Source organism: Pseudomonas sp. BN505, from assembly GCF_029873175.1.
GTDB lineage: Bacteria > Pseudomonadota > Gammaproteobacteria > Pseudomonadales > Pseudomonadaceae > Aquipseudomonas > Aquipseudomonas putida.
Window position 1 is genome coordinate 181,268 of the sequence record NZ_SSOI01000066.1, and the last position, 21,560, is coordinate 202,827.

At 62.0% G+C, this 21,560-nt stretch carries 26 protein-coding genes and 1 tRNA gene; 5 read left to right on the forward strand and 22 right to left on the reverse strand.

The window, feature by feature from the left end:
- Positions 1-35: 35 nt before the first annotated feature.
- From E8E78_RS22080 to adhP, 12 genes are all read right to left on the reverse strand, one after another.
- The gene (locus E8E78_RS22080; protein ID WP_280314226.1) at positions 36-1,028 is read right to left on the reverse strand and encodes an aldo/keto reductase; all 993 of its coding nucleotides are present in this window, start codon (positions 1,026-1,028) and stop codon (positions 36-38) included.
- 24 nt (positions 1,029-1,052) lie between these two features.
- Entirely contained in the window at positions 1,053-1,643 is a 591-nt protein-coding gene (locus E8E78_RS22085) for a flavodoxin (RefSeq protein WP_049277001.1), read from the reverse strand.
- Positions 1,640-2,629 (reverse strand): aldo/keto reductase, encoded by a 990-nt coding sequence (locus E8E78_RS22090; RefSeq protein ID WP_016498939.1) that lies wholly within the window; start codon positions 2,627-2,629, stop codon positions 1,640-1,642. Before E8E78_RS22090 ends, E8E78_RS22085 begins: the two co-directional genes overlap by 4 nt.
- A 173-nt stretch (positions 2,630-2,802) precedes the next feature.
- On the reverse strand, positions 2,803-4,167 hold the full coding sequence (locus E8E78_RS22095; RefSeq protein ID WP_049276999.1) for an ATP-binding protein: 1,365 nt from the start codon (positions 4,165-4,167) through the stop codon (positions 2,803-2,805).
- Positions 4,164-4,826, reverse strand: coding sequence for a response regulator (locus tag E8E78_RS22100; protein ID WP_084966337.1), 663 nt, complete (start codon positions 4,824-4,826; stop codon positions 4,164-4,166). Before E8E78_RS22100 ends, E8E78_RS22095 begins: the two co-directional genes overlap by 4 nt.
- A 2-nt stretch (positions 4,827-4,828) precedes the next feature.
- A complete protein-coding gene (locus tag E8E78_RS22105; RefSeq protein ID WP_084966336.1) occupies positions 4,829-5,470 on the reverse strand; it encodes a hypothetical protein in 642 nt (213 codons plus the stop codon).
- Positions 5,467-6,273: an SDR family oxidoreductase gene (locus tag E8E78_RS22110; protein ID WP_280314219.1), complete on the reverse strand. Its 807-nt coding sequence runs from the start codon at positions 6,271-6,273 to the stop codon at positions 5,467-5,469. The genes E8E78_RS22105 and E8E78_RS22110 overlap by 4 nt, the downstream gene beginning before the upstream one ends.
- Complete coding sequence (locus E8E78_RS22115) at positions 6,260-6,940, reverse strand: iron-containing redox enzyme family protein (protein WP_016498944.1); 681 nt, start codon at positions 6,938-6,940, stop codon at positions 6,260-6,262. The genes E8E78_RS22110 and E8E78_RS22115 overlap by 14 nt, the downstream gene beginning before the upstream one ends.
- 8 nt (positions 6,941-6,948) lie before the next feature.
- Positions 6,949-8,418, reverse strand: a complete 1,470-nt coding sequence (locus E8E78_RS22120) for an AMP-binding protein (protein WP_061202546.1) — start codon at positions 8,416-8,418, stop codon at positions 6,949-6,951.
- On the reverse strand, positions 8,408-9,085 hold the full coding sequence (locus E8E78_RS22125; RefSeq protein WP_084966333.1) for a thermostable hemolysin: 678 nt from the start codon (positions 9,083-9,085) through the stop codon (positions 8,408-8,410). Before E8E78_RS22125 ends, E8E78_RS22120 begins: the two co-directional genes overlap by 11 nt.
- Positions 9,086-9,554: 469 nt before the next feature.
- Complete coding sequence (locus E8E78_RS22130; protein WP_280314212.1) at positions 9,555-9,761, reverse strand: DUF6434 domain-containing protein; 207 nt, start codon at positions 9,759-9,761, stop codon at positions 9,555-9,557.
- Between the two features lie 91 nt (positions 9,762-9,852).
- Positions 9,853-10,863: an alcohol dehydrogenase AdhP gene (gene adhP / locus E8E78_RS22135; protein ID WP_084966332.1), complete on the reverse strand. Its 1,011-nt coding sequence runs from the start codon at positions 10,861-10,863 to the stop codon at positions 9,853-9,855.
- Positions 10,864-11,246: 383 nt separating this feature from the next.
- On the opposite strand from adhP, the gene E8E78_RS22140 reads away from it, so the two are divergent.
- Positions 11,247-11,444 carry a hypothetical protein gene (locus E8E78_RS22140; RefSeq protein WP_049276984.1) on the forward strand — a complete coding sequence of 66 codons (198 nt, stop codon included), beginning with the start codon at positions 11,247-11,249 and terminating at the stop codon, positions 11,442-11,444.
- Between the two features lies 1 nt (position 11,445).
- On the opposite strand, the gene E8E78_RS22145 is transcribed toward E8E78_RS22140, so the two are convergent.
- Together E8E78_RS22145 and E8E78_RS22150 are read right to left on the reverse strand one after the other, a co-directional pair.
- Entirely contained in the window at positions 11,446-11,859 is a 414-nt protein-coding gene (locus E8E78_RS22145; protein ID WP_016498950.1) for a DoxX family protein, read from the reverse strand.
- 104 nt (positions 11,860-11,963) lie between these two features.
- Positions 11,964-12,048 (reverse strand) — tRNA-Leu (locus tag E8E78_RS22150).
- 202 nt (positions 12,049-12,250) lie between these two features.
- Between E8E78_RS22150 and E8E78_RS22155 the strand changes: the two genes are divergently transcribed.
- The 4 genes from E8E78_RS22155 to E8E78_RS22170 all read left to right on the forward strand — a co-directional run bounded on the left by E8E78_RS22155 (position 12,251) and on the right by E8E78_RS22170 (position 15,585).
- Positions 12,251-12,526 carry a hypothetical protein gene (locus E8E78_RS22155; protein WP_059395922.1) on the forward strand — a complete coding sequence of 92 codons (276 nt, stop codon included), beginning with the start codon at positions 12,251-12,253 and terminating at the stop codon, positions 12,524-12,526.
- An 82-nt stretch (positions 12,527-12,608) separates the two neighbouring features.
- Positions 12,609-13,769 carry a PAS domain-containing sensor histidine kinase gene (locus tag E8E78_RS22160; RefSeq protein ID WP_049276981.1) on the forward strand — a complete coding sequence of 387 codons (1,161 nt, stop codon included), beginning with the start codon at positions 12,609-12,611 and terminating at the stop codon, positions 13,767-13,769.
- 5 nt (positions 13,770-13,774) lie between these two features.
- Positions 13,775-15,220, forward strand: coding sequence for an ATPase domain-containing protein (locus E8E78_RS22165; RefSeq protein ID WP_280314200.1), 1,446 nt, complete (start codon positions 13,775-13,777; stop codon positions 15,218-15,220).
- An 11-nt stretch (positions 15,221-15,231) separates the two neighbouring features.
- Positions 15,232-15,585 (forward strand): response regulator, encoded by a 354-nt coding sequence (locus E8E78_RS22170; RefSeq protein ID WP_016498954.1) that lies wholly within the window; start codon positions 15,232-15,234, stop codon positions 15,583-15,585.
- A gap of 43 nt (positions 15,586-15,628) precedes the next feature.
- Here the strand turns inward: E8E78_RS22170 and csrA are convergent, their stop codons facing one another.
- The 8 genes from csrA to E8E78_RS22210 form a co-directional block, all read right to left on the reverse strand.
- Positions 15,629-15,826, reverse strand: coding sequence for a carbon storage regulator CsrA (gene csrA, locus E8E78_RS22175; protein WP_004375914.1), 198 nt, complete (start codon positions 15,824-15,826; stop codon positions 15,629-15,631).
- A gap of 253 nt (positions 15,827-16,079) precedes the next feature.
- Positions 16,080-17,102, reverse strand: coding sequence for a DNA topoisomerase IB (locus tag E8E78_RS22180; RefSeq protein WP_049276977.1), 1,023 nt, complete (start codon positions 17,100-17,102; stop codon positions 16,080-16,082).
- A gap of 57 nt (positions 17,103-17,159) precedes the next feature.
- Positions 17,160-18,251 (reverse strand): molybdenum ABC transporter ATP-binding protein, encoded by a 1,092-nt coding sequence (gene modC / locus E8E78_RS22185; protein WP_049276975.1) that lies wholly within the window; start codon positions 18,249-18,251, stop codon positions 17,160-17,162.
- Between the two features lies 1 nt (position 18,252).
- Entirely contained in the window at positions 18,253-18,933 is a 681-nt protein-coding gene (gene modB / locus E8E78_RS22190) for a molybdate ABC transporter permease subunit (RefSeq protein WP_016487935.1), read from the reverse strand.
- A complete protein-coding gene (gene modA, locus E8E78_RS22195) occupies positions 18,933-19,691 on the reverse strand; it encodes a molybdate ABC transporter substrate-binding protein (protein ID WP_280314197.1) in 759 nt (252 codons plus the stop codon). Before modA ends, modB begins: the two co-directional genes overlap by 1 nt.
- Positions 19,692-19,871: 180 nt before the next feature.
- Positions 19,872-20,948, reverse strand: a complete 1,077-nt coding sequence (locus tag E8E78_RS22200) for a nitronate monooxygenase family protein (protein ID WP_280314193.1) — start codon at positions 20,946-20,948, stop codon at positions 19,872-19,874.
- 23 nt (positions 20,949-20,971) lie between these two features.
- Positions 20,972-21,142, reverse strand: a complete 171-nt coding sequence (locus E8E78_RS22205; protein ID WP_196304849.1) for a hypothetical protein — start codon at positions 21,140-21,142, stop codon at positions 20,972-20,974.
- A gap of 7 nt (positions 21,143-21,149) precedes the next feature.
- Positions 21,150-21,452 carry a DUF1883 domain-containing protein gene (locus E8E78_RS22210; protein ID WP_016487931.1) on the reverse strand — a complete coding sequence of 101 codons (303 nt, stop codon included), beginning with the start codon at positions 21,450-21,452 and terminating at the stop codon, positions 21,150-21,152.
- Between the last annotated feature and the right edge of the window lie 108 nt (positions 21,453-21,560).

The following is a 21,560-nucleotide window of genomic DNA, read 5'->3' on the forward strand; positions in this document are numbered from 1 at the left end:
AAGTGGCGCCGCACTTGGCGCCGCGTTGGGCAGACTCAGAGTCCGGTCATTTTCAGTGCCGACTCTGGCAGGCGTTCACCGTGCACTTGAATCTGCGCAATCTGTTGGTTGATCTCGCGCAGATCGTCACCGGTCAATTGCAGGTCGACTGCGCCCAGGTTCTCTTCCAGTCGATGGGGTTTGGTCGTGCCCGGGATCGGCACAATCCACGGTTTCTGTGCGAGCAGCCAGGCCAGCGCCACTTGCGCCGGTGTGGCGTGTTTGCGATGCGCGACGGCTTTTACCACATCGACCAGCGCCAGATTGGCCTTGCGCGCTTCAGGGGAGAAGCGTGGTACATAGTTGCGGAAATCGCTGGCGTCGAACTGCGTGTGCTCGTCGATCTGACCGGTGAGAAAACCGGCGCCGAGCGGGCTGAACGGTACGAAACCGATTCCCAGTTCTTCCAGTACTGTCAGCAGCTCCAGCTCCGGGCCTCGCCAGAACAGCGAATATTCGCTCTGCACCGCCGTGACCGCTTGCACCGCGTGCGCCCGGCGAATGGTTTCCACACCCGCCTCAGACAGGCCGAAATGCTTGACCTTGCCCTCGGCGATCAGATCCTTGACGGTGCCGGCGACTTCTTCGATGGGTACCTGGGGATCGACGCGGTGCTGATAAAACAGGTCGATGCAATCAGTGCGTAGACGCTGCAACGACGCCTCTGCAACGGCGCGTATATGTTCAGGGCGGCTGTTGGTTCCGCCGCCGCGTGCGCCGGTGATCAGGTCGATATCGAAGCCGAACTTGGTAGCGATGACGACCTGCTCGCGAATTGGCTGCAAGGCCTCGCCCAGCAGTTCTTCATTGGCGAACGGGCCATACGCTTCGGCGGTGTCGAACAAGGTGATGCCTTGCTCGTGGGCCGAACGAATCAGCTTGATCATGCTGGCTTTGTCGGCAGCCGGCCCATAGGCCGAGGTCATGCTCATGCAGCCAAGGCCCAGTGCGGACACTTCCAGGCCATTGCCCAACGTGCGGATTTTCATCATGTCACTCCGTACAGAATTCGGTTAACGCGTGCGGGGGTGATCGCTCAGCCAGCCGTTCACACGTTCCATGGTCTTGCGCTCCTGCTCACTCTCCATCACAAAACCTTCCAGAACCTTTGCCTTCGGCGCGTGGTTGACCAGCACGCTGCGGCTGTTACCCAAGCCATAACCGCCGTGGGTGTTGAAGGGGATGAGGGCCTTGCCGGTCAGGTCGTGTGCGCTGAGAAAGGCGCGCACGATGGGCGGGGCGGTTTCACCCCAGATCGGGAACCCGAGATAGAGCGTGTCGTAGTCGCTGAGTGCGTGAACCTTCTCTTGCAGCTCGGGCTCGAAGCCGCTGTCACGCTCCTGACGCGCCTGCTCCACGGTTTGCAGATAGTCCTCGGGGTAAGGGTAGGCCGGGCGAATCTCGAAGAGGTCGGCACCCAGTCCACGCTGGATCAGCCCGGCGACCACGCGGGTATTGCCCGAGCGCGAGAAGTACGCCACCAGAATCCGCGAGCCTGAGCGCGGTGTTTGACTGGCGCCTTGCGTGTCGGCCAGAGACAGCAGCGGGGCGCTGGCCAGCGCGGCGATCACCGTGCGCCGCAACGGATCGTGACCGTTGCTCATCGACCGACACGCGCCTTGAGGGCCTCGGGATAACGCTCGCCCTCGATGCGGATCTGCGCCAACGCTGTATCTATTGCTTTCAGTTCCAAGGCGTCGAGCGTGATATCTGCGCCGCCGAGGTTTTCTTCCAGACGATGCAGTTTGGTCGTCCCCGGAATCGGCACAATCCACCGCGCCTGTGCGAGCAGCCATGCCAGCGCGATCTGTGCGGGTGTGGCTTGTTTTTGCTCGGCGATCTGCCGGATCAACACCACCAGGCCCTGATTGGCTTGCAGCGCCGGCTGGCTGAAACGCGGGACGATGCTGCGGAAGTCGTCGCTGCCGTAAGTGGCCTGCGCCGACACCGTGCCGGTGAGAAAACCTTTGCCCAATGGGCTGAACGGGACGAAGCCGATCCCCAACTCCCAAAGCGTCGGCAGGATTTCTTGCTCAGGCTCGCGCCACCACAGTGAGTATTCGCTTTGCAGCGCTGTGACCGGCTGCACCGCGTGCGCACGGCGAATGGTCTGCGCGCCGGCCTCCGACAGGCCGAAGTGCTTGACCTTGCCTTCGCCAATCAAGTCCTTCACCACCCCGGCGACGTCCTCGATCGGCACGTCCGGATCGACGCGGTGTTGGTAAAGCAGGTCGATGTAATCGGTCTTCAGTCGACGCAACGAACCCTCGACCGCGACCCGGATGTGCTCTGGTCGGCTGTTGAGAATCTGCTGTTTATTGTCGTCGCCGAAGGTGAAACCGAACTTGGTGGCGATGACCACTTGATCGCGCATCGGTGCCAGGGCTTCGCCCACCACCTGTTCGTTCAGGTAGGGGCCGTAAACTTCGGCGGTATCGAAAAGCGTGACGCCTCGGTCAACCGCCGATCGGATCAGCGCAATGGCTTGTTGTGTGTCAGTCGCCGGGCCGTAACCATGGCTCAAGCCCATGCAACCGAAGCCCAGGGCTGACACTTCGAGTGAACTGTTTCCGAGTGTGCGCTTGTGCATTTGGATCTCCCGACATTTGGCGTTGGGAGAACACTAAGCGAGCTAACGAGTGAGGACTAGACGGTTAATTCGGCAAGGGTTCATGAGGTTTGCTCATCAGTCCCGGAATCGAGGGCCTGAAGTGCTCAGCGTCAGATGCCAGTGCAGGGTTGGCGGCGAGTATGCTGGGGAATTCAACCCACCGGAAACAGCAAGGTGGCGGCTAGTCCGCCGCTTGCTCGATTATGCAAACGCACCTGCCCGCCCATCCGGTCAACGATGGTCGCCACGATGGAAAGCCCAAGGCCTGCACCATTGGGACTGTTACGGCTGTAGAAGCGCTCGAATACGCGCGACAGGCTGGCCTCATCGATACCCGGCCCCTCGTCCTCGACGACCAGCTCGACGTGATTCTCCAGGCGCCTGAGTGACACCGTGATGCGGCCAGCGGGCGGTGAGTGCTCCACCGCGTTCGACACCAGGTTCTGCAGGGCGATGCCCAAGGCGCCGGCATCGATTGTCAGGTGATGGTCGCCTTCACCGATATCCAGCGAGGGCTCCAGGCCGCGGTCCAGTATCCACGGGGTCAGGTCGGCCAAGGTCTCGGTGGCCACTTCGGCCAGGTCGATCTCAGTACTGGCTCGCTGCCCCAACCTTGGCTCGACACGGGCCAGCGTCAGCAACTGATTGACAACCCGGGTAAGCCGGTCCACCCCACCCATCAGAAAGCCCAGCGCTTTGTGTCGCTCGGCCTCGTTGCTGGCCTCCAGCGCGTTCTGCGCGTGTAGGCGGAGGACGGCCAAGGGTGTGCGCATTTCGTGGGCGGCATCGGCAATGAACCGATGCTCACGCCGCAACAGGTCCTCGATCTGCGCCAACAGGCGGTTGATGGCGGCCTGCATGGGCTCCAGCTCCGAGGGCAGAGGCACCAACTGCAACGGCTCTAGCGAATCGGCGTGACGCCCACGGATGATGTTGGCCATGTTCTGCAACGGCCGCAGTCCCCAGCCGATAGCAGCCCAAACCAGCAGTGCCAACACCAGGCTGCCGAGCAGGAACGGGAACAGGGTGTGGCGAACGATGCGATCGATCAAGTCGTAGCGCACATCGTCACGCTCGCCCACCCAGATCACCCAGTGTCGTTCCGGCACCGGCAACACGAAACCGCGCCATTGCTCGCCACCACTCGAAAAGTCGTAGAAACCGGGTACCGTCGGTGGAGGTTCGATGGTCGGCGCACTGGGTGTGTGCACCAGCAGGCCAGCGCCGTCCTGCCAGACCTGGAATGCCAGCTTGCTCTCGTAGGGGTGGCCTACCCGATGGTGGCCCGCCTGGGCCAATGCCTCGTTGAATGCCTGGTACATTGCTTCACGCGAGCCACTTTGCACCGGCAGGCTCATGACGCCCTGCAGCAAGCGAGCGTTTTGAGCCAGGTGCGCGTCGTACACCTCGTTAATTTCGTGGCGGCTGTCGTGATAGTTATAGAGCGCCAGCAGGCCGGTCCCCAGCAGCAGCAACAGCATCACCCGCCACAGGGTGCGTTGGCGCAGCGAGCTCATGCCTTGGCCTCGACCAGATAGCCAATGCCGCGCACCGTACGGATCAGCCCGTTGAACAGTTTTTTGCGCAGGTGGTAAATGTTCACCTCCAGCGTATTGCTCTCGGGTTCCTCATCCCAGCCATACAGCAGCTGGGTCAGGCGTTCGCGGGTGAAAACCTTGCCCGGCTGCGCCAGCAACTCGTGCAATAGCATGTATTCCTTGGGGGTCAGCACCACTTCGACGCCGTTGTAATGAACTTGCTGGGTCGCTGGGTCGAGGCTGACGCCGGCATGCTCGATCATGACCTTGGCGCGGCCGGCGCTGCGCCTTAGCAACGCGCGCAAGCGTGCCTTCAGCTCGTTGAGGTCGAACGGCTTGACCAGGTAATCGTCGGCGCCGGCATCGAGGCCGGTGATGCGATCATCGAGGGCATCCCGTGCGGTGAGGATCAGCACCGGAAGGCTGTCGCCGCCGGCGCGTACCCGCCGCAGGAGTTCAATGCCATTCATGCGCGGCAATCCAAGATCCAGGATCACCAGGTCGAAGCTCTCGTGCTGCAACGCATGCAAGCCACTGACACCGTCCCGCAACCAGTCGAGGGTGTAGCCCTGCTGGCGCAAACCGTCGCAGATCCCCTCTCCCAATGCGATATCGTCCTCAACCAGCAAAAGCCGCATGTTCAGTCCTGTTTGTCCTTGATCGCCTTGAGTAAAGCATCGATATCCGCGCGACGACCCTGATCAGCCAGCTCACGCCCCGGCCGCGGTGGGGCTTGCAAGGCTTTGTGTAGGGCTGCGGTAGCCTCCGGGTAGCGTTTTTGCCGATACAGATGATCAGCCCAGAAATAGTTGCTGTCGATACCGCCGGGGTTGATCTGCAGGGCTTTGCGCAGCATCTTGTCGGCCATCTCGGCATCACCGAAACCAATCGGCCAACCGGGCACTTGATCGTACAGCGTGCCCAGGCTGGTATAGGCCGAACCCTGCAGGGCGTTGGGGTCCATTTTCATGGCCTGCTCCAGGCTAGCCTTCGCGGCCTTGACCTTGCCTAGCGCGCCAAGGCCACCGGTGGCCCCCGCCCAGCTGCTGTTGATGATGCCCTCCCAGATCAATGGCTCTGGGGTACCGGGATACTGGTGAACGAAGGCCGTCGCGTCACTCGCCAGCTTTTCGAAGGCGTCAGCACGTTTTTCCTTGGGTAACTGGTACTGGATCTGCGCCCAGCGCTGCTGTAGCTCACTCAGGTGCTGTGTGCCGGTCTGATCCAGTGCCCAGGTGAAGGGTGCGAATGCCAGCAAGCTGGCGATGAGCAGTCGCTTCATTTGATCGACTCCTTGGAGTGGCTGCCGATGTAGCGGCGAATGACAGGCAATTGTTTGCGCAGTGCGCGGTCGACTACACCCGGCAACATGCCGTTAATGCGCACGAAGAGCTTTTCCGGCCAGCCCAGGTAAAGCTCGCTGCGTTCAGACTCCACGGCCTGAAGCACTGCACGAGCGACATCCGCCGGGTCGTCCATGCCGACTTTCAACGCTTGATTGAGCGCTGTCGCAGCACTGCTATTCATCGCGGTGCGGGTCGCGCGGGGCGCTGCATAGAGCACATTCACCGTGGTGTCGGCCAACTCGCGCCGCAGCGCTTCCGAAAAGCCACGCAGGGCGAATTTGCTGGCGCAGTAGGTGGCATAGCCGGGGTAGCCTATCGAGCCATAGGTGGACCCGACATTGACCACCAGCGCCTTGGGCTGGGTGCGCAGCAACGGCAGGCAGCCACGTGTCAGTTGTATCGGCGCCTTCAGATTGATGTCCAGCAGCTCATCGAGCTCGTGCTCGCCCAACTGATCGAGCAAGGCGAAGCGGTTTACCCCGGCAGCGTTGATCAGAACGTTGACATTGCCCATCTCGCGGGCTCGACCAACCACTTGCTCGCGCCCTGCCTGGCTGCGCAGGTCAGCTTCTTGCCAACGCAAACGGTCCGGATACCGATTCATCAGGCCAGCCAGCTTGCCCATGTGCCGGCTGACCGCCAGCACTTGGGCACCGGCAACGCACAATTGCCCGGCAAGCTCCAGTCCAATACCCCCACTGGCGCCGGTGAGGACCACCACGGATTCAGGCAAGCGCATGACGCACCTCGTGCTGCGCGGCGCGCGGCAAGCCCTGGAACATCTCGGCGTACAAGCGGTAGACGACCTTTGCGGCGTGGATCACAGCCTGCTGGTCGCCCTCGTCATCGAGGCGGTCCATCAACTGCTTGTAGGTCACCATGTGGTCCTGGTCGAGCGCACCATGGGAGCTGAGGTAGCTGAACGCCTGGCCAGGCAAGCCCAACGTGCTCTGGATGGTGGCCGCCGCCTGCGTGGCCAGGGCGATGCTGGTGCCTTCCAGTACGTTGACCATGCCGAACAGCCCGACAGGGTTACCACGTGCAATCAGGTCGTAGAGGTAGGCGACCATCAGCTCGATTGGTAGCGCTGGCCGACCATCACGCACGGCTTCCCAGTTGCCGCCGCAGGCGTTGATGTCGTTGAGGATCCACTGTTCGTGGCCGTATTCCTCATCGATGTATTCGCACACGGCACCGCGCAGCCATTCCAGGCGCGAGGGCAAACGCGCGCCACAGGCCATCATCAGCGGCACCGTATGGCGGACATGGTGGTAGGCCTGGGTCAGGAAGGCGACGTAGCTGTCCAGGCTGACCTGGCCGGCCAACGCGTCCCGGATTACGGGCACTGCGAACAACGCCTGACGCTCCTCGGCAGTTTGTGTTTGCAAAGCATCGAAAAATGACATGGTGAACCTCACAACGCGATGTCGGATAACAGGGTGTGGTAACGCTGCAGGATCGCCTCGCGCCGTGGGCGGCCGTTGGCAGTCAGGGTTTCATCAATGGGGCTTAGCGGGGCCGGCAAACGGCGCCAGGCATGCACATGCGCGTAATCGGGCAGTTGCGCGTTGCAGTGCCGTACGGCCTGTTCGATAGCCTCGTCGCTGGCGGCGGGGTCCAGTGGCCAGAGCAGCGCCAGGTTGTGCGGCAAGGCTTCGCCATGCACGAATGCCTGTGCAATCACGCCGCCCTGAGTCAGCTCCGACTCAACCCACTCCGGGTTGACGTTACGACCGAAGCTGGTGATGAACTGGTGCTTACTGCGCCCGTCAATGTACAGGTAGCCCTCTTCGTCGAGGTGACCGAGGTCGCCCGTCGCCCACCATTCGCCGGTGACCGGCGCCTCTTCCAGGTAACCCAGCAAGGTCGAGCCAGCCACCAGCACCTCGCCGTCGTCAGCAATGCGCACCTGCACATGGGGCAAGGGCTTACCGACGCTGCCAGGGCGAACGGCCCCCGGTCGGTTCAGCGCAACCACCGAGGCGCATTCGGACAAGCCATAGCCTTCGAATACTGGCAAGCCCACGGCATCGGCCCGAGCCAGCAGGTTGGGTGATACCCGGGCGCCGCCCACGGCCACGAATCGCAGTGGGCCAACCCCCATGAGCCTGCGCTCGATAGCGGTGACCAGCCCCATCAGCAGTTGCGGCACGAGGATCAGACTTTGTGCACCGCTTAGGGCAATCGCAGCGAGCAAACGCTTGAAATCCACCTGGCTTGCGCCGCCCATGCCCAACTGTTGCTGCGGGTAGAGCTGGACGCAGGCGCCCGCCATGAGCGCGGCATATACGCCGAGGTTCTCCAGCAATACACCCAGTGGCAGTACCGCCAGGTATTGCTGAGGCTCGGTGGGTCGGCTTGCAGCTTCCAGCTCCCGCGCTACCCGCAGCATGGCCTCGGCGCCCAGGCATACGCCCTTGGGGCTCCCGGTACTACCGGAGGTGTAGGTGATTTTTGCGGTGCCCGCCGGCAATTCAGGCGCGACGACGCCATCACGCGTCAGAAAGCCTTCTGTCGGCTTTTGGGTAAACCCTTGCTCAAGGAGGAGGGTGATCCACTGCGTCTCGCACAGCACGCTCGTGGCACCACTCTGCTGCAGGCAGTGCCGGAACTGAGCCGCGCTGAAGAACGGCGGTACGATCACACAAGTGCGCTCGGCGAAAAGAGCCGCCAAGTCCCAGAAAAGCAGCTCAGGCCCGTTATCCAGCACCATGACGAACGTGCCCGCTGGCCTGGTCAGCAAGCGGGCTACACGCAATTCCACCTCGTCAAGCAATTGCCGGTAGGTGAAAGACTGCCCCAGGCCCCGAACAGCTACAGAATCGGGTTTTTGCTGGGCATGCTGGAGCAACAACGCGTGAAAGAGATGCAGTTCATGCGGCATGACCGGTCTCCTGGGCCAGCTTGGGAAACCCAAGGCGCTGGAACACCCCCGCCCGGGTCAGGGCATCGAAGCCATGGCCGATGTTGCCGGCGAACACCTGTGGTCGTTGGTCGTAGTACGTTCCCCACTGATTAGACTGCCCCTGCAAGCGCTCAGGATCAGCCGCAGCCAATACGGTAGGCATCAAGCCCAGCCGTTGAAAGCTGTTGATCAGTGTCGCCGCGCCGGTGAATGCCACCCACTCCAGGCCACGCGAAGCCAACAACCAAGTCACGGCAATGATCATGATTCGGGCGCTGCCAGGGCTGAGTGAGGCCAGGTTGCCCACTTCGACCATGCCTGCACGGTCCAGGGCAACACCGGCGACCTGCGAAACAGCGAGCTCCAAAGGGGCGTCCAGATACCGCTCGAGAAACAGAGGCCCGTCGCAGGCTGATCGCATGCCGGCCGCTGCGATCAGGCGCCCGTGGCTGTCATGCAATGCCAGCAGCTCTGGCAAGTAGTGGTGGACATCCGCTTGGTGCACGGTGGCAAAGCACTGGTGGATGAAGTGCTCCAGATCCTCGCGTGAAGCGCCGCCTGCCAGATGAAGCGACAACTGCGCGTGGTGGTCGGCATGACTGCCTATAGGAAGCGGGAGCAGGCTGCTCCATTCAGATTCGCTCATAAAACTCCCCCGATTGGGTTCGACGGAGAGAATTATCAGGCGCGAATCTGAAGGGAATCTGAAGTCAAACAGCACAAAGCGTCTGAGATCCGGATTAGTCGCAGGAGATCGAGCACTCGGCCACTGTACCCGCCGCGTGTTCAACTTGATGACATTGAAAACCCGATGCTGGCACCAGCGCGCTGTGGCCAAATGGATCCCGTCAGTCTATGCCAGGCCCCACACTGCGTCTTGAGCACTTATCTTGAACCTCATCTCTGAGGCGATGGTCATCAGCAGGAGGGCGAGTGATATCGTCTCGGCGCCCTCATCAAATATTGAAACGTTCTCAAGCTATGGTGAACTCAAGCCCAATCCAACATTGATGGAGTCAGGAAATGGATTATTCCAGCATGGTTGAATCGTTGGACAAGATGCTCAAAGACGCGGCTACAGCACAATCAGGCTTGCAGGCATCAGGTGCCGGCTGTCATCGATGGATTCGCTGCCATTCGTCCGCGACTTCGCCCATCGTTGAGGGTGCCCCGGTTTTGATCCATGCCATAAAGGCACGGTCGAACTTGAATGACGCGCCACATTCACTGAGCAGAAACTGACGAACCTTCCGCGTGTTGCGGTAATGCTTGTCCAGCGGGGTGGCTCTGGTGATCGGGCCGGCGTGCCAGTCGAAGCTCATGGTCTGTTCCTTGACTGTTGAGAAGGTAAAAAGCCCGTAGAGGATCATCTACGGGCGTTGTGGTCGTGCGAAATGATCTGCTTTGAGGCTATTAACCTTCGAACTGGATCACCATACGCCCTTTGATCTTGCCTTCCAGCATCTCGTCGAAGATCTGGTTGATATCCTCGATTGGCCGCAAAGTCACCTTGGGCACTACTTTGCCTTCAGCCGCAAACTGGAAAGCTTCCTGCAGATCCTGGCGTGTCCCTACCAGCGAGCCCACCACTTCGATGCCATCCAGCACCAGGCGGGGAATGTTCAGGTCCATGGATTCCGACGGAAGCCCGACGGCAACCAGTCGCCCGCCAGCGCGCAGGGCGTCTACGGCCGAGTTGAACGCGCCTTTGGCGACGGCAGTCACCACGGCGGCGTGGGCGCCACCGGTCTTGGCCTGGATAACCTTTGCGGTGTCTTCGTTGAGCGGGTTGACCACCAAGTCTGCGCCCATTTCGCTGGCGAAGCGCAGTTGCTGCTCATTGACGTCGATGGCAATCACTTTGGCGTTGAAGACGTTCTTGGCATATTGCAGGGCCAGGTTGCCCAGCCCGCCGAGGCCGTAGATGGCAATCCATTGGCCTGGGCGGATGTTGGAAATTTTCACTGCCTTGTAGGTCGTGACGCCGGCGCAGGTGATGCTGCTGGCGGCAGCGGAATCGAGGCCGTCGGGTACTTTGACCGAATAGTCGGCCTTGACGATGCAGGCTTCGGCCATGCCACCATCCACGGTGTACCCGGAGTTCTTCACCTCGCGGCACAGGGTTTCGTTGCCGCTGTTGCAATACTCGCAATGCCCGCAACCCTGGTAAAACCAGGCAACACTGGCACGGTCGCCCGGCTTGAGCGAGGTGACGCCTGGCCCGACTTCCTGAACCACGCCGATGCCTTCGTGGCCCAGTACAACGCCGGTCTTGTCACCGAAATCGCCATTTTTCACGTGCAGGTCGGTGTGGCAGACACCGCAGCATTGCATCTTCAGCAGCGCTTCGCCGTGTTCGAGGGGGCGCAGGGTTTTTTCTACCACGTCCACGCGACGGCCTGGTGCAACAACAGCAGCTTTCATAAGAGCCTCCGTGTCTATCCGAGTGAGCTTGGGTTATCGCTGGGTTAGCATAGCCCTTGCCGGGTCGGGCAAAACTGCTTCAGGTCATGCTTCAAGAACACGTCGCAAAAAGAAAAGCCCGCGGCAATGATGCGGCGGGCTGCAAAAACGTACGGAGCGGGGCCAGTGTGCCAATCCGGTTGTCAGTATTTCGTGAAGCTCAGGTCATGAGGCTGTCATGCTCCCAAAGCCATAAAAAAGCCCGCCATGAAAGGCGGGCAAAAGACGTTTGAAGGGAGAGACTGCAGGCTGCGCCTGGCCGGTTAACCCAGGATTAAGCGGCAACACATTGACCTCGGAACCTGTTACGCCTATACAGGCCTGCCATCACCCCAGGAGCCAGCATGCACGACGAAGACAACCTGCACGAACCCGAGCACGATCACCTGCTTGACCATGAGTTTCTCTACGACGACATGGAGCCCGAGGCGGATGCCCAAGGCGCCGAGGATGAAGTGGAAGAAGACGAGGAAACGCTGGATGACCTCGATGACGAGGAGCGTGATCACCCAGCCTGGTTCGATGACTGCGAAGACGACTGACTCAGCGCCCGTCCACCGAAAAACGCCCTGGGCCGCTCACAGCCAGCAACAGCAGGCCGCCCATGATGCTCATGTTTTTCAGAAACTGGGTCATGTTGGCGCTGCGTTCGGGGTCGACCATGTTCCAGAACGGGTGGCCCAGCAGCGCCGTGCCCAGCACGAACAGCGCGAACAGAAACGCCAGCGGACGGGTGTAGAAGCCCAGGATCAGCAGGATGGCGACGACAAACTCCATGATTACGGCAATTGCAGCTGCCAGCATGGGGGCAGGGGCGCCTAACGACGTCATGTACCCAACCGTGCCATCAAAGCCGGTGAGCTTGGCCCAGCCAGACAAGACGAACAGTATCATCAGCAGTACGCGGGCGATCAGGATAATGATGTCGCGTTGGCCATCGAACAGGGAGTAGCGCATGGTGGCGTTCCAGTGGACGGGGACACGTTCCACTCTAGCAGCTGCGCAAGACATTGCTGGCAGGCAGCAAAAAGGCGCCGCAAGGGCGCCTTTTCAACGAAGTTTGGTGCGAGTGGCGGGACTCGAACCCGCAAGGCTCACGCCGACAGATTTTAAGTCTGCTGTGTATACCAATTCCACCACACTCGCACGCTTGAAAGGGCCGCAACGACCAGCTCGCTTCTAAGCAGAAGGGCTTTGCAATCAAGCGCGCTTTATAACCCATTGTTATAGTTGAGTCAACTGCAGCACCTATGATCAACAGAATGAAGGGTCGAACCACTGGATAATTGACACCTTGCTGTCATTACGCCACTGTTGCCCCCTTTATTGGATCCAAGAGTATGCGGCGATGGCTCAGTCCGACGCTAGCGAGCGTGTCGTGCGCCCACGGCTGCTCTGGCGGCTGCTGTTTGCGCTGGTGATCGTGTTGGGGGCGTTTCTTTACCTCAGCCTTATCAGCCTGGGTGGCTACCTGTTGATGCTCGGTTTCGATGCCGAGCACCCACAGCCGCAGCGGTGGATGGCTCTGGCTGGCGGCGGGGGGATCATGCTGGTTGGCCTGTGGCTGCTGAAAGTTGCCATGCCACGCCGTGTCAGCCCTGCGTTGGTCGAGCCTGAACGCTGACCATTGGTAGCCACAGGGGGCCGTTGGCGGTTACCCTCGGCTAAGCTCACATCGTCCCTCCTGCTGTGCCAGTGGAGTTTTCATGGTTTCAGCTGACTGTCTCGATCACCCCGCCATACCTGCCCAGCGCTATGAACAGCTGGTGCAGTCGGTGGTGGATTACGCCATCTATATGCTCGACCCGACCGGCCATGTGGTGTCGTGGAATGCCGGCGCGCAACGGATCAAGGGCTACCGCGCCGATGAAGTGATCGGCCAGCATTTCTCGCTATTCTTCACCCCCCAGGATTGTGCCGACGGCCGCCCCGAGCGCTTGCTGCGCCAGGCGCTGGAGCAGGGTGTGGCGCAGGATGAGGGCTGGCGGGTGCGCAAGGATGGCACACAGTTCTGGGCGCTGGCGGCGCTGGACGTGATCCGCGATGACCAAGGCCAGATCATCGGCCTGGCCAAGGTCACGCGAGACATCACCGACCGTCGCGAGTCGGCGGCGCAACTGGACGCCGTGCGCGCCCAGCTGTTCCAGGCGCAGAAGCTGGAAGCCTTGGGCCAATTGACCGGGGGGCTGGCGCATGACTTCAACAACATGCTCACCATCATCATCAGCTCGGCGCGCCTGGCGCTGGCCAGCCAGGACCCGGCGCGTATCCAGCGCATGCTGCAGCACATTCTCGATGCGGGGCAGCGGGGCACCGAACTGACCCAGCAACTGCTCAGCTTTGCCCGTCACCGGCGCCTCGATGTGGCGTGCGTCGCACCGCAAGACCTTGTCGCCGCCACCCGTGGCCTGTTGGAGCACGCACTGCCCAGCTCGATTGAACTGCAGGTGCAGTTGCAAGCGGGCTTGCCGTTGATCGAAGTGGATGCCGGGCAGTTGCAGATGGTGCTGCTGAACCTGCTGTTCAATGCCCGCGATGCCATCGCCGGGGAGGGCCGGATAGGCCTGACGGCCGAGGTGGTCGAGTTGGCTGGCGAGGTGGAAGGGCTGCAAGGCAGCTTCGTGCGCTTTGTGGTGGAAGACAGCGGCGAAGGGATTGCACCAGAAGTATTGCCGCGCATCTTCGAGCCATTCTTCACCACCAAGCCGTTCGGCAAGGGCACTGGCCTGGGCCTTAGCCAGGTGTATGGTTTCGCCAGGCAGAGCGGTGGCGCCATTTGTGTCGCCAGTGAGCTCGGCCAGGGAACTTCCATGCAACTTTACTTGCCAACGTATCAGGACAAGACCAACAGCCCACTCGACAGGTAAGCATCATGGCGCAGGCACTCAGGCGGTTGGTGACAGGTATCGAAGGGCTCGATGCGCTGCTGAAGGGCGGCCTGGTAGCCGGCGCCTCCTACATCATTCAAGGCCCGCCGGGTGCCGGCAAGACCATCCTGGCCAATCAGTTGGCCTGCGGGCACGTGCGTACGGGCGGCCGGGTGCTGGTCGCCACCTTGCTGAGCGAGTCGCATGAGCGGCTGTTCCAGTACCTGTCCACCCTGGACTTTTTCGACCCGACGCTGGTCGGCGACCAGATCCAGTTCGTCAGTGCCTTCGACACCCTTGAGCAGGAAGGGCTGGATGCCGTGGTGCGGCTGCTGCGCCAGGAAATCGCCCGGCAGCAGGCCAGCCTGTTGATTGTCGATGGCGTGCTCAATGCCCGGGTGCGCGCCGAAACCGCGCTGGATACCAAGAAGTTTGTCTCCGAGCTGCAGGGCCATGCGGCCTTTGCCGGCTGCACCGTGCTGCTGCTTACCAGCGCACGGCTGGACGAGGGCAGCCCGGAGCACACCATGGTCGATGGGGTGCTCGAGCTGGGTGAGCAACTGGTGGGCAGCCGCGCCGTGCGCCATATCCAGTTGCGCAAGACCCGCGGCAGTGGGGCGTTGTCGGGGCGCCACGAATGCCTTATCGATGAAAGCGGCATGCACGTCTACCCGCGCCTGGAGGCGTTGTTCAGCCACCCCAGCCAGATGGGCAGCGCCACTCCGGCGCGCATCGGCAGCGGTGTGCCATCCCTCGATGAGATGCTCGATGGCGGCTTGGCCATGGGTTCGGTCAGTCTGTTGATCGGGCCGTCGGGTATCGGCAAGACTTCACTGGGGCTGGCCTTTCTTGGCGCCAGCACCAAGCAGGCACCGGGGTTGCACTTCGGCTTTTACGAAACGCCCGACCGCCTGCGCAACAAGGCCGCATCGCTGGGTTACGACTTTGCAGCCATGGAGCAGGAGGGTAGCCTGCAGTTGTGCTGGCAACCGACTACCGAGGGGCTGCTGGACCAGATCGGTGCGCGCCTGCTTGAGCGTGTGGAGGCCCATGGCAGCAAACGCGTATTGATTGACAGCCTCGGGGCGTTCAGTCGCCTCGCTGTCGACCCGACGCGGCTCAATGCGTTTTTCCGTGCCATCGCTGGCGAGCTGCGTGCGCGTGATGTGAGCGTGATGCTGACCTGGGAAATGCGCGACATCTTCGGCTCCGAGATCAGCGCCCCGGCCCCGGACCTGTCGAGCATTGTCGACAACCTGATGCTGATGCGCTTCGTCGAGCTGGATTCGCAACTACGGCGCATGCTGTCGATCCTCAAAGTGCGTGACAGTCACCACGACCCTGCCTTGCACGAGCTGCTGATCGGGCCGCATGGCATTACCCTGCGCAGGGCATTCGAAGGTGCCTGCGGTGTGCTCTCGGGTACGCCGACACCGCAGGGGAGCGGGTGACGGATGAGCCAATGAACACCATCCTGATCGTAGATGACGAATACCTGATTGCCGATATCCTCGGTTTTGCGCTGGAGGACGAAGGCTATCTGGTGGAAAAGGCGAGCAACGGCAGCAAGGCGCTGGAGGCGTTGAGGGAGAAACGCGTTGAGCTGGTGATCACCGACTACATGATGCCGCTGCTCAACGGTGAGGAACTGGTACGTGCCATGCGCGAAGACCCGACGCTGTGCGAGTTGCCGGTCATTCTGATGAGCGGCGCGCAGGCCAGCCAAGGATGCCCGGCCCTGTTCGCCGCAATATTCGACAAGCCGTTCGACATGGACGAGATGATCGCCAAGGTGCGTCAGCTACTGGGTACCTGAGGCTGGCGGTCGAGCGCGTCCTTGCACGCTGGAGAGGGTAGGCTCAGTGTGAGTCGTCGTGCTTTTCCGGGGCTGGGCTACCGGCCTGGATGCGTTTGAAAATTTCTTCGCGATGGACCTGGACATCTTTCGGTGCATCGATCCCGATCCTCACCTGCATCCCTTTGACGCCCAGAATGGTGACTTTGATGTCATCGTTGATGACGATGCTTTCGCCAACCTTGCGGGTGAGTATCAGCATGTAGTTCTCCTTGGTGATGTAAAAAACCGCTGGGCCAGTTGCCGCGGCGGTGGGAGCGTGTCCCTCTTCCTTCTCATTAAAGACGCTTTCGGCGGATAGTAATTCCCCGACAGACAAATTCTGTTGCGTATCTTCAGTTGCAGGTGCCGAAACAAACCGCCAGCGGTTTGTCGGCCAAGGTGCTCGATGGCAAGAATAGGGGGCTTGGCGGCCAATGGGAAATTTCTTCGCATCATCGCCTGAATAGACAGGCTTAATGGCCATCCTGTTCCTCAAGTGCCTGAAGAAATAGCAACAAGGCCACTTCTTCAGGGTCCAGGCCCTTGCGCATACGGCGCTTCGGCAAGTTGCCCAGCCGCCCCAGGGCATAGTGTTCAAGTACGGCCGGGTGAATGTAGCAGCGCCTGCAGACCGCGGGCGTGTTGCCCAGCCGTGTAGCCACCTGGCGGACGATGGCAGCGACCTGGCGCTTTGCCTCGGTCTCGGGCTCCCAGGCCAAGGGCCTGAGCAGGTTCAGGGCCAGGCTGCTGCCGGCCCAGGTGCGGTAGTCCTTGGCAGTGAAGTCGGCGCCGGTCAGCTCCTGCAGGAACTGGTTGACCTCGCTGGAGCCGATGCTGTGGCGCTGGCCGTTTTCATCCAGGTACTGGAACAGCGCTTGGCCGGGCAGTTCCATGCAGCGTTTGAGCAGGTTGGCCAGGCGCCGGTCGGTGAGGGTGACGTCGTGCTCGACACCCCGCTTGCCGCGGAACTGGAAACGGATACTGCTGCCCTTGACCTGAACATGGCGGTTGCGCAGGGTGGTCAGCCCGTAGGACTGGTTGTCGCGCAGGTAGCGCTGGTTGCCGATGCGGATCAGGGTGTGGTCCAGCAGGCTCACGACCAATGCCATGACCTTTTCCCGGTCCAGGCCTGGCCGTGTCAGGTGGGTTTCCAGTTGCGCGCGCAGTTTTGGCAAGGCCTCGGCGAAGGCCAGCATGCGCCCGTACTTATGCTGGTCGCGCAGTTCGCGCCACTGCGTGTGGTAGCGGTACTGCTTGCGGCCACGGGCATCGCGACCGGTTGCCTGCAAATGGCCCTGCGGGTCGGTGCAGATCCACACATCTGTGTAGGCAGGCGGAATCACCAGCGCGGCTATGCGCGCAAGGGTGGCGCTGTCGCGCACCCGCTGGCCATCGGCATCCAGGTAAATGAAGCGGTCGCGCCAGCGTCGCCGGGTCAGGCCCGGCTGGCTGTCGTCAACGTAGTGCAAGCTGCGCGGCAGGGGGCAGTCGAGCATGGCGGGCAGGCCTCGATCAGGTCATTGATCAATGGACAACACCCGCGCGCAGGATGCTCAGCCCAGTAACGCCACCGACTTTATCTGGGCGAACAGCAGTTGGCCCGGGTGCAGGCCGAGCTGGTCTGCCGAAAAGCGCGTGATGCGCGCGAGCAAGGCATTGCCGGCGGCATCCAGGCTGACCAGCACATGGGCTGGGTTGTCGGCCGGGCGGCTTTCGCGCACCTGCACCGGCAAGCGGTTGAGGATGCTCGATGTGCTGTCGGCCGCCAGCGCCAGGCTGACGTCACGGGCCTGCACCTTGACGCGCAAGGTGCTGCCCATCACGTGGGCCGGGTGGGCGATGCGCAGCACCGGCCCTGAGCCGCCGGGCAGGCGCAGGTCGAGCAGGTCGTAGTGCGGGTCGTGGCCGACCACCAGGCCTTCGAACACCACGCCAGCGTCCTCGCCCTGGGCCAGCGACAGGTCGAGGCGGGCCAGGGTTTCGCCAATGGGGCCGCTGGCGACCACCAGGCCTTGCTCCAGCAACACCAGGTGGTCGGCCAGCCGCGCCACTTCATCCTGGGCGTGGCTGACATACACCAGCGGAATGTCCAGTTCATCGTGCAGGCGCTCAAGGTAAGGCAGGATCTCACGCTTGCGCGGCCCGTCGAGGGCCGCCAGCGGCTCGTCCATCAACAGCAGGCGTGGGCTGCTGAGCAGGGCACGGGCAATGCCCACCCGCTGCGCCTCGCCGCCAGACAACGTCGCGGGGCGGCGTTCCAGCAAGTGGCCGATGCCCAGCAACTGGCAGGCGTGGTCCAGGCTCACCTTGCGTTCAGCCGCCGCCACCCGGCGCCAGCCGAATTCCAGATTGCCGCGCACCGACAGGTGCGGGAACAGGCTGGCCTCCTGGAACACGTAGCCCACCGGCCGCAGGTGCGGGGCCAGGAAGTGGCCGCGGCCGCTGTCTTCCCAGACTTCGCCGTTAACCTCGATGTAGGCGCTGGCGGCCCGTTCCAGGCCGGCCAGGCAGCGAAGGCAGCTGGTCTTGCCGGAGCCCGAGTGGCCGAACAGCGCGCTGATGCCGCGCCCGGGCAGGTGCAGATCAACGTCCAGGGTAAAGTCGTCGCGCGCCAGGTTCAGGCGCGCCACTATCGATGCTGTCATTTCAGCTCCAGCCAGCTTTGCCGCGGCGTCCGGCGTACAGCAGGAGCAGCACCAGGAAGGAAAACACCAGCATGGCACCGGCCAGCCAGTGGGCTTGCGAATACTCCATGGCCTCGACGTGATCGAAGATTTGCACCGAGACCACGCGGGTCTTGTCGGGGATGTTGCCACCGATCATCAGCACCACGCCAAACTCGCCCACGGTATGGGCGAAGCCGAGGATGCTGGCGGTGACGAAACCGGGGCGGGCCAGCGGCAGCACCACATGAACGAAAGTGTCCCATGGGCTGGCGCGCAAAGTGGCGGCGACTTCCAGCGGGCGCTGGCCGATCGCGCCAAATGCATTCTGCAGCGGCTGCACCACGAATGGCATGGAATACACCGTCGAACCGATCACCAGGCCCGTGAAGCTGAACACCACGCTGCCCAGGCCCAGCGCCTGGGTAGCCTGGCCGAGCCAGCCGTGCGGCCCGAGGGCGATCAGCAGGTAAAAGCCGATCACCGTGGGTGGCAATACCAGCGGCAGAGCCACCACCGCACCCACCGGCCCGCGTAGCCATGAGCGCGTACGCGCCAGCCACCAGGCGATGGGGGTGCCGATAACCAGCAGGATCAGGGTGGTCAGGCTGGCCAGTTTGACGGTCAGCCAGATTGCACCCAGGTCACTGGCGTCCAGTGGCATCAGAGTTCATAGCCGTAGGACTTGATCACCGCAGCGGCTTTCGGGCCTTTGAGGTATTCGACCAGCGCTTTGGCGGCCGCATTGTCCTTGCCTTTGTTGAGGATCACCGCGTCCTGGCGGATTGGGTCGTGCAGGTTGGACGGCACGATCCAGGCGGAGCCGTTGGTTACCTTGCCGTCCTTGTAGACCTGCGACAGGGCGACGAAGCCCAGCTCGGCATTGCCGGTGGAGACGAACTGGAAGGCCTGGGTGATGTTCTGGCCTTCGACGATCTTGCCTTTGGTGGCTTCGGTGAGCTTCAGCTTGTCCAGCACCTGGGTGGCGGCCAGGCCGTAAGGTGCCGCTTTCGGGTTAGCGATGGACAGGTGTTTGTAATCGTTTTTCTTCAGTACGTCACCCTTGGCATCTACGTAGCCTTCCTTTGCCGACCACAGGGCCAGGGTGCCGATGGCGTAGGTGAAGCGCGACCCAGGGACGATTTCCTTTTCTTCTTCAAGCTTCTTCGGGGTGCTGTCGTCAGCGGCGAGGAACACTTCGAACGGTGCGCCGTTCTTGATCTGTGCGTAGAACTGCCCAGTGGCGCCGTAGGCTGCGACCAGTTTGTGGCCGGTGTCTTTTTCAAAGTCTTTTGCGATGGCCTGGATCGGGGCTGTGAAGTTGGCTGCGACCGCGACCTGAACCTCATCGGCCCAGGCAGTGTTGAAGGCTAACAGGGTGGCCAGGGCGGTGACGGCCCGGTGGGATGGGCGGATACGCATGAAGACAGCTCCTTGGGGTTATCGTTATGTGCTGAACTATATAGCGATAGGCCATTTGCCGGGAAGGGGCTGGGTGATGCATTTGCAGGCGCGGCCTCTTCGCAGCACAAGGCTGCTCCTACAGGCGCCTGTAGGAGCTGCCTTGTGCTGCGAAGAGGCCGAACGTATATATGAACATGCCTAACGATTAACCAAGGCCAGTGCCTTTTCGGCAATATCCCGGGTCAGCTCCCCCGCAGGCACGTGCCGCCCCAGCCGCAACGCCTGCCCCGACCACAGGTTACTGAAGTCACTGTTACCTTGTGGATCGGTGATCGCCCGCAATGGCATCAATGCTCCACCCGCCAGCGGGAAGCGCGGTGCCAGGTCGCTCATCGGCCCCAGCTCGCGCATGATGCGGTTGTTGATGCCGCGCGCCGGGCGGCCGGTAAACAGGTTGGTCAACGCCGTGTCGCTCGCGGGCGCGCTGTCCAGCGCCAGGCGATGCGCCGACGAAACCTTGGCCTCGGGGCAGAACAGGTAGGCCGTGCCGATCTGCACTGCCGAAGCGCCCAGTGCCAGCGCCGCCGCCAGGCCACGGTGGTCGCCGATACCGCCTGCGGCAATCACCGGCACGCTGACCGCGTCCACCACCTGCGGCACAAGGGCGAAGGTGCCGATCTGGCTGCTAATGTCGTCGCTGAGGAACATGCCCCGATGGCCGCCGGCTTCATACCCCATGGCGATGATCGCGTCACAGCCATTGCGTTCCAGCCAAACCGCTTCTTCTACCGTAGTGGCGCTGGACAGTACCTTGGCACCACTGGCCTTCACCCGTTGCAGCAGGTCAGCCTTGGGCAGGCCGAAGTGGAAGCTCACCACCTCCGGGCGCAGTTGCTCGATCAGCTGGCAGCTTTGTTCGTCGAACGGCGCACGGTTGGACACGGGCGTGGGGGCCGTGAAATCAGCACCCGTTTCGTTGTAATAAGGCTTGAGGGCCTGCTTCCAGCGGGCATCGCGCTCGGCATCGGGGGCTGGCGGCTGGTGGCAGAAGAAGTTCAGGTTCAGCGGGCGGCCCGGGCAAGCGTTTCGAAAGGCTTCGATCTCGCCCCGTACTTGTTCGCCTGTGAGCATGGCGCAGGGCAGGGCGCCAAGCCCTCCGGCGTTGGCCACGGCGATGGCCATCGCCGACCCGCTGGCACCGGCCATGGGCGCCTGGAGGATGGGCAACTCGATGCCCAGCAGATCGAGGATACGACGGTCGGGCCAGTTGCTCATGCAGTTCTCCTTGGCGCGCAGCCTTACAGTGCCTTGCTCACATGAATGTCGCTGATCTTGTCGGCGTCGTCGCCGTGGATCTTGCGCAGGGCATCGAGTGCCTGTTCCTGCGACGCGTCGGGCATGACGGCGAAATCCCAGCGGCGCTGGCCGTCGAGCTTGTATTTGATGACGTACTTGATGTTCTGGGTCATGGCAGTCTTATCTGAGTTTCGACGACGAGCGACGGATGATCTTGATCTTGTGGCTCAAGGTGGGCTTGCGCGTAACCGAGATCGGGCGGGTGGTCACGGTGTCGATGGTGATGTTCCAGAAGCCGGTGCTGGGTACCGTGATCTTGGCCGGGAAGTCAACGAACTGGCCGCCATGGTAGGTGTGACGGCCGCCGTTCTTGAAGCTGCGGAAATTGGCGTCGTTCATCAGGCGGATGTTGCAGCGCTGGGAGCATTCGATAACGACGATGTCGTCCTCGTTGAGGTGCTCGCGCTGGTGTACGAATTTCATGTGATGCTCCGCAAGGTTTGGATCTGTAAAGGCAAAAGATACCACGATGTGCCGTTACACTGGCGCGCTCGATGGCCAGGCCCCGATAAATCTGCCAATGCAGGGAGC

What these genes read in the sequence shown, in the direction of transcription:
- E8E78_RS22080 (WP_280314226.1), bottom strand. Translation starts at nt 1,028, where the DNA reads ATGAAAATCCGCACGTTGGGCAATGGCCTGGAAGTGTCCGCACTGGGC.
- E8E78_RS22085 (WP_049277001.1), bottom strand. Translation starts at nt 1,643, where the DNA reads ATGAGCAACGGTCACGATCCGTTGCGGCGCACGGTGATCGCCGCGCTG.
- E8E78_RS22090 (WP_016498939.1), bottom strand. Translation starts at nt 2,629, where the DNA reads ATGCACAAGCGCACACTCGGAAACAGTTCACTCGAAGTGTCAGCCCTG.
- E8E78_RS22095 (WP_049276999.1), bottom strand. Translation starts at nt 4,167, where the DNA reads ATGAGCTCGCTGCGCCAACGCACCCTGTGGCGGGTGATGCTGTTGCTG.
- E8E78_RS22100 (WP_084966337.1), bottom strand. Translation starts at nt 4,826, where the DNA reads ATGCGGCTTTTGCTGGTTGAGGACGATATCGCATTGGGAGAGGGGATC.
- E8E78_RS22105 (WP_084966336.1), bottom strand. Translation starts at nt 5,470, where the DNA reads ATGAAGCGACTGCTCATCGCCAGCTTGCTGGCATTCGCACCCTTCACC.
- E8E78_RS22110 (WP_280314219.1), bottom strand. Translation starts at nt 6,273, where the DNA reads ATGCGCTTGCCTGAATCCGTGGTGGTCCTCACCGGCGCCAGTGGGGGT.
- E8E78_RS22115 (WP_016498944.1), bottom strand. Translation starts at nt 6,940, where the DNA reads ATGTCATTTTTCGATGCTTTGCAAACACAAACTGCCGAGGAGCGTCAG.
- E8E78_RS22120 (WP_061202546.1), bottom strand. Translation starts at nt 8,418, where the DNA reads ATGCCGCATGAACTGCATCTCTTTCACGCGTTGTTGCTCCAGCATGCC.
- E8E78_RS22125 (WP_084966333.1), bottom strand. Translation starts at nt 9,085, where the DNA reads ATGAGCGAATCTGAATGGAGCAGCCTGCTCCCGCTTCCTATAGGCAGT.
- E8E78_RS22130 (WP_280314212.1), bottom strand. Translation starts at nt 9,761, where the DNA reads ATGAGCTTCGACTGGCACGCCGGCCCGATCACCAGAGCCACCCCGCTG.
- adhP (WP_084966332.1), bottom strand. Translation starts at nt 10,863, where the DNA reads ATGAAAGCTGCTGTTGTTGCACCAGGCCGTCGCGTGGACGTGGTAGAA.
- E8E78_RS22140 (WP_049276984.1), top strand. Translation starts at nt 11,247, where the DNA reads ATGCACGACGAAGACAACCTGCACGAACCCGAGCACGATCACCTGCTT.
- E8E78_RS22145 (WP_016498950.1), bottom strand. Translation starts at nt 11,859, where the DNA reads ATGCGCTACTCCCTGTTCGATGGCCAACGCGACATCATTATCCTGATC.
- E8E78_RS22155 (WP_059395922.1), top strand. Translation starts at nt 12,251, where the DNA reads ATGGCTCAGTCCGACGCTAGCGAGCGTGTCGTGCGCCCACGGCTGCTC.
- E8E78_RS22160 (WP_049276981.1), top strand. Translation starts at nt 12,609, where the DNA reads ATGGTTTCAGCTGACTGTCTCGATCACCCCGCCATACCTGCCCAGCGC.
- E8E78_RS22165 (WP_280314200.1), top strand. Translation starts at nt 13,775, where the DNA reads ATGGCGCAGGCACTCAGGCGGTTGGTGACAGGTATCGAAGGGCTCGAT.
- E8E78_RS22170 (WP_016498954.1), top strand. Translation starts at nt 15,232, where the DNA reads ATGAACACCATCCTGATCGTAGATGACGAATACCTGATTGCCGATATC.
- csrA (WP_004375914.1), bottom strand. Translation starts at nt 15,826, where the DNA reads ATGCTGATACTCACCCGCAAGGTTGGCGAAAGCATCGTCATCAACGAT.
- E8E78_RS22180 (WP_049276977.1), bottom strand. Translation starts at nt 17,102, where the DNA reads ATGCTCGACTGCCCCCTGCCGCGCAGCTTGCACTACGTTGACGACAGC.
- modC (WP_049276975.1), bottom strand. Translation starts at nt 18,251, where the DNA reads ATGACAGCATCGATAGTGGCGCGCCTGAACCTGGCGCGCGACGACTTT.
- modB (WP_016487935.1), bottom strand. Translation starts at nt 18,933, where the DNA reads ATGCCACTGGACGCCAGTGACCTGGGTGCAATCTGGCTGACCGTCAAA.
- modA (WP_280314197.1), bottom strand. Translation starts at nt 19,691, where the DNA reads ATGCGTATCCGCCCATCCCACCGGGCCGTCACCGCCCTGGCCACCCTG.
- E8E78_RS22200 (WP_280314193.1), bottom strand. Translation starts at nt 20,948, where the DNA reads ATGAGCAACTGGCCCGACCGTCGTATCCTCGATCTGCTGGGCATCGAG.
- E8E78_RS22205 (WP_196304849.1), bottom strand. Translation starts at nt 21,142, where the DNA reads ATGACCCAGAACATCAAGTACGTCATCAAATACAAGCTCGACGGCCAG.
- E8E78_RS22210 (WP_016487931.1), bottom strand. Translation starts at nt 21,452, where the DNA reads ATGAAATTCGTACACCAGCGCGAGCACCTCAACGAGGACGACATCGTC.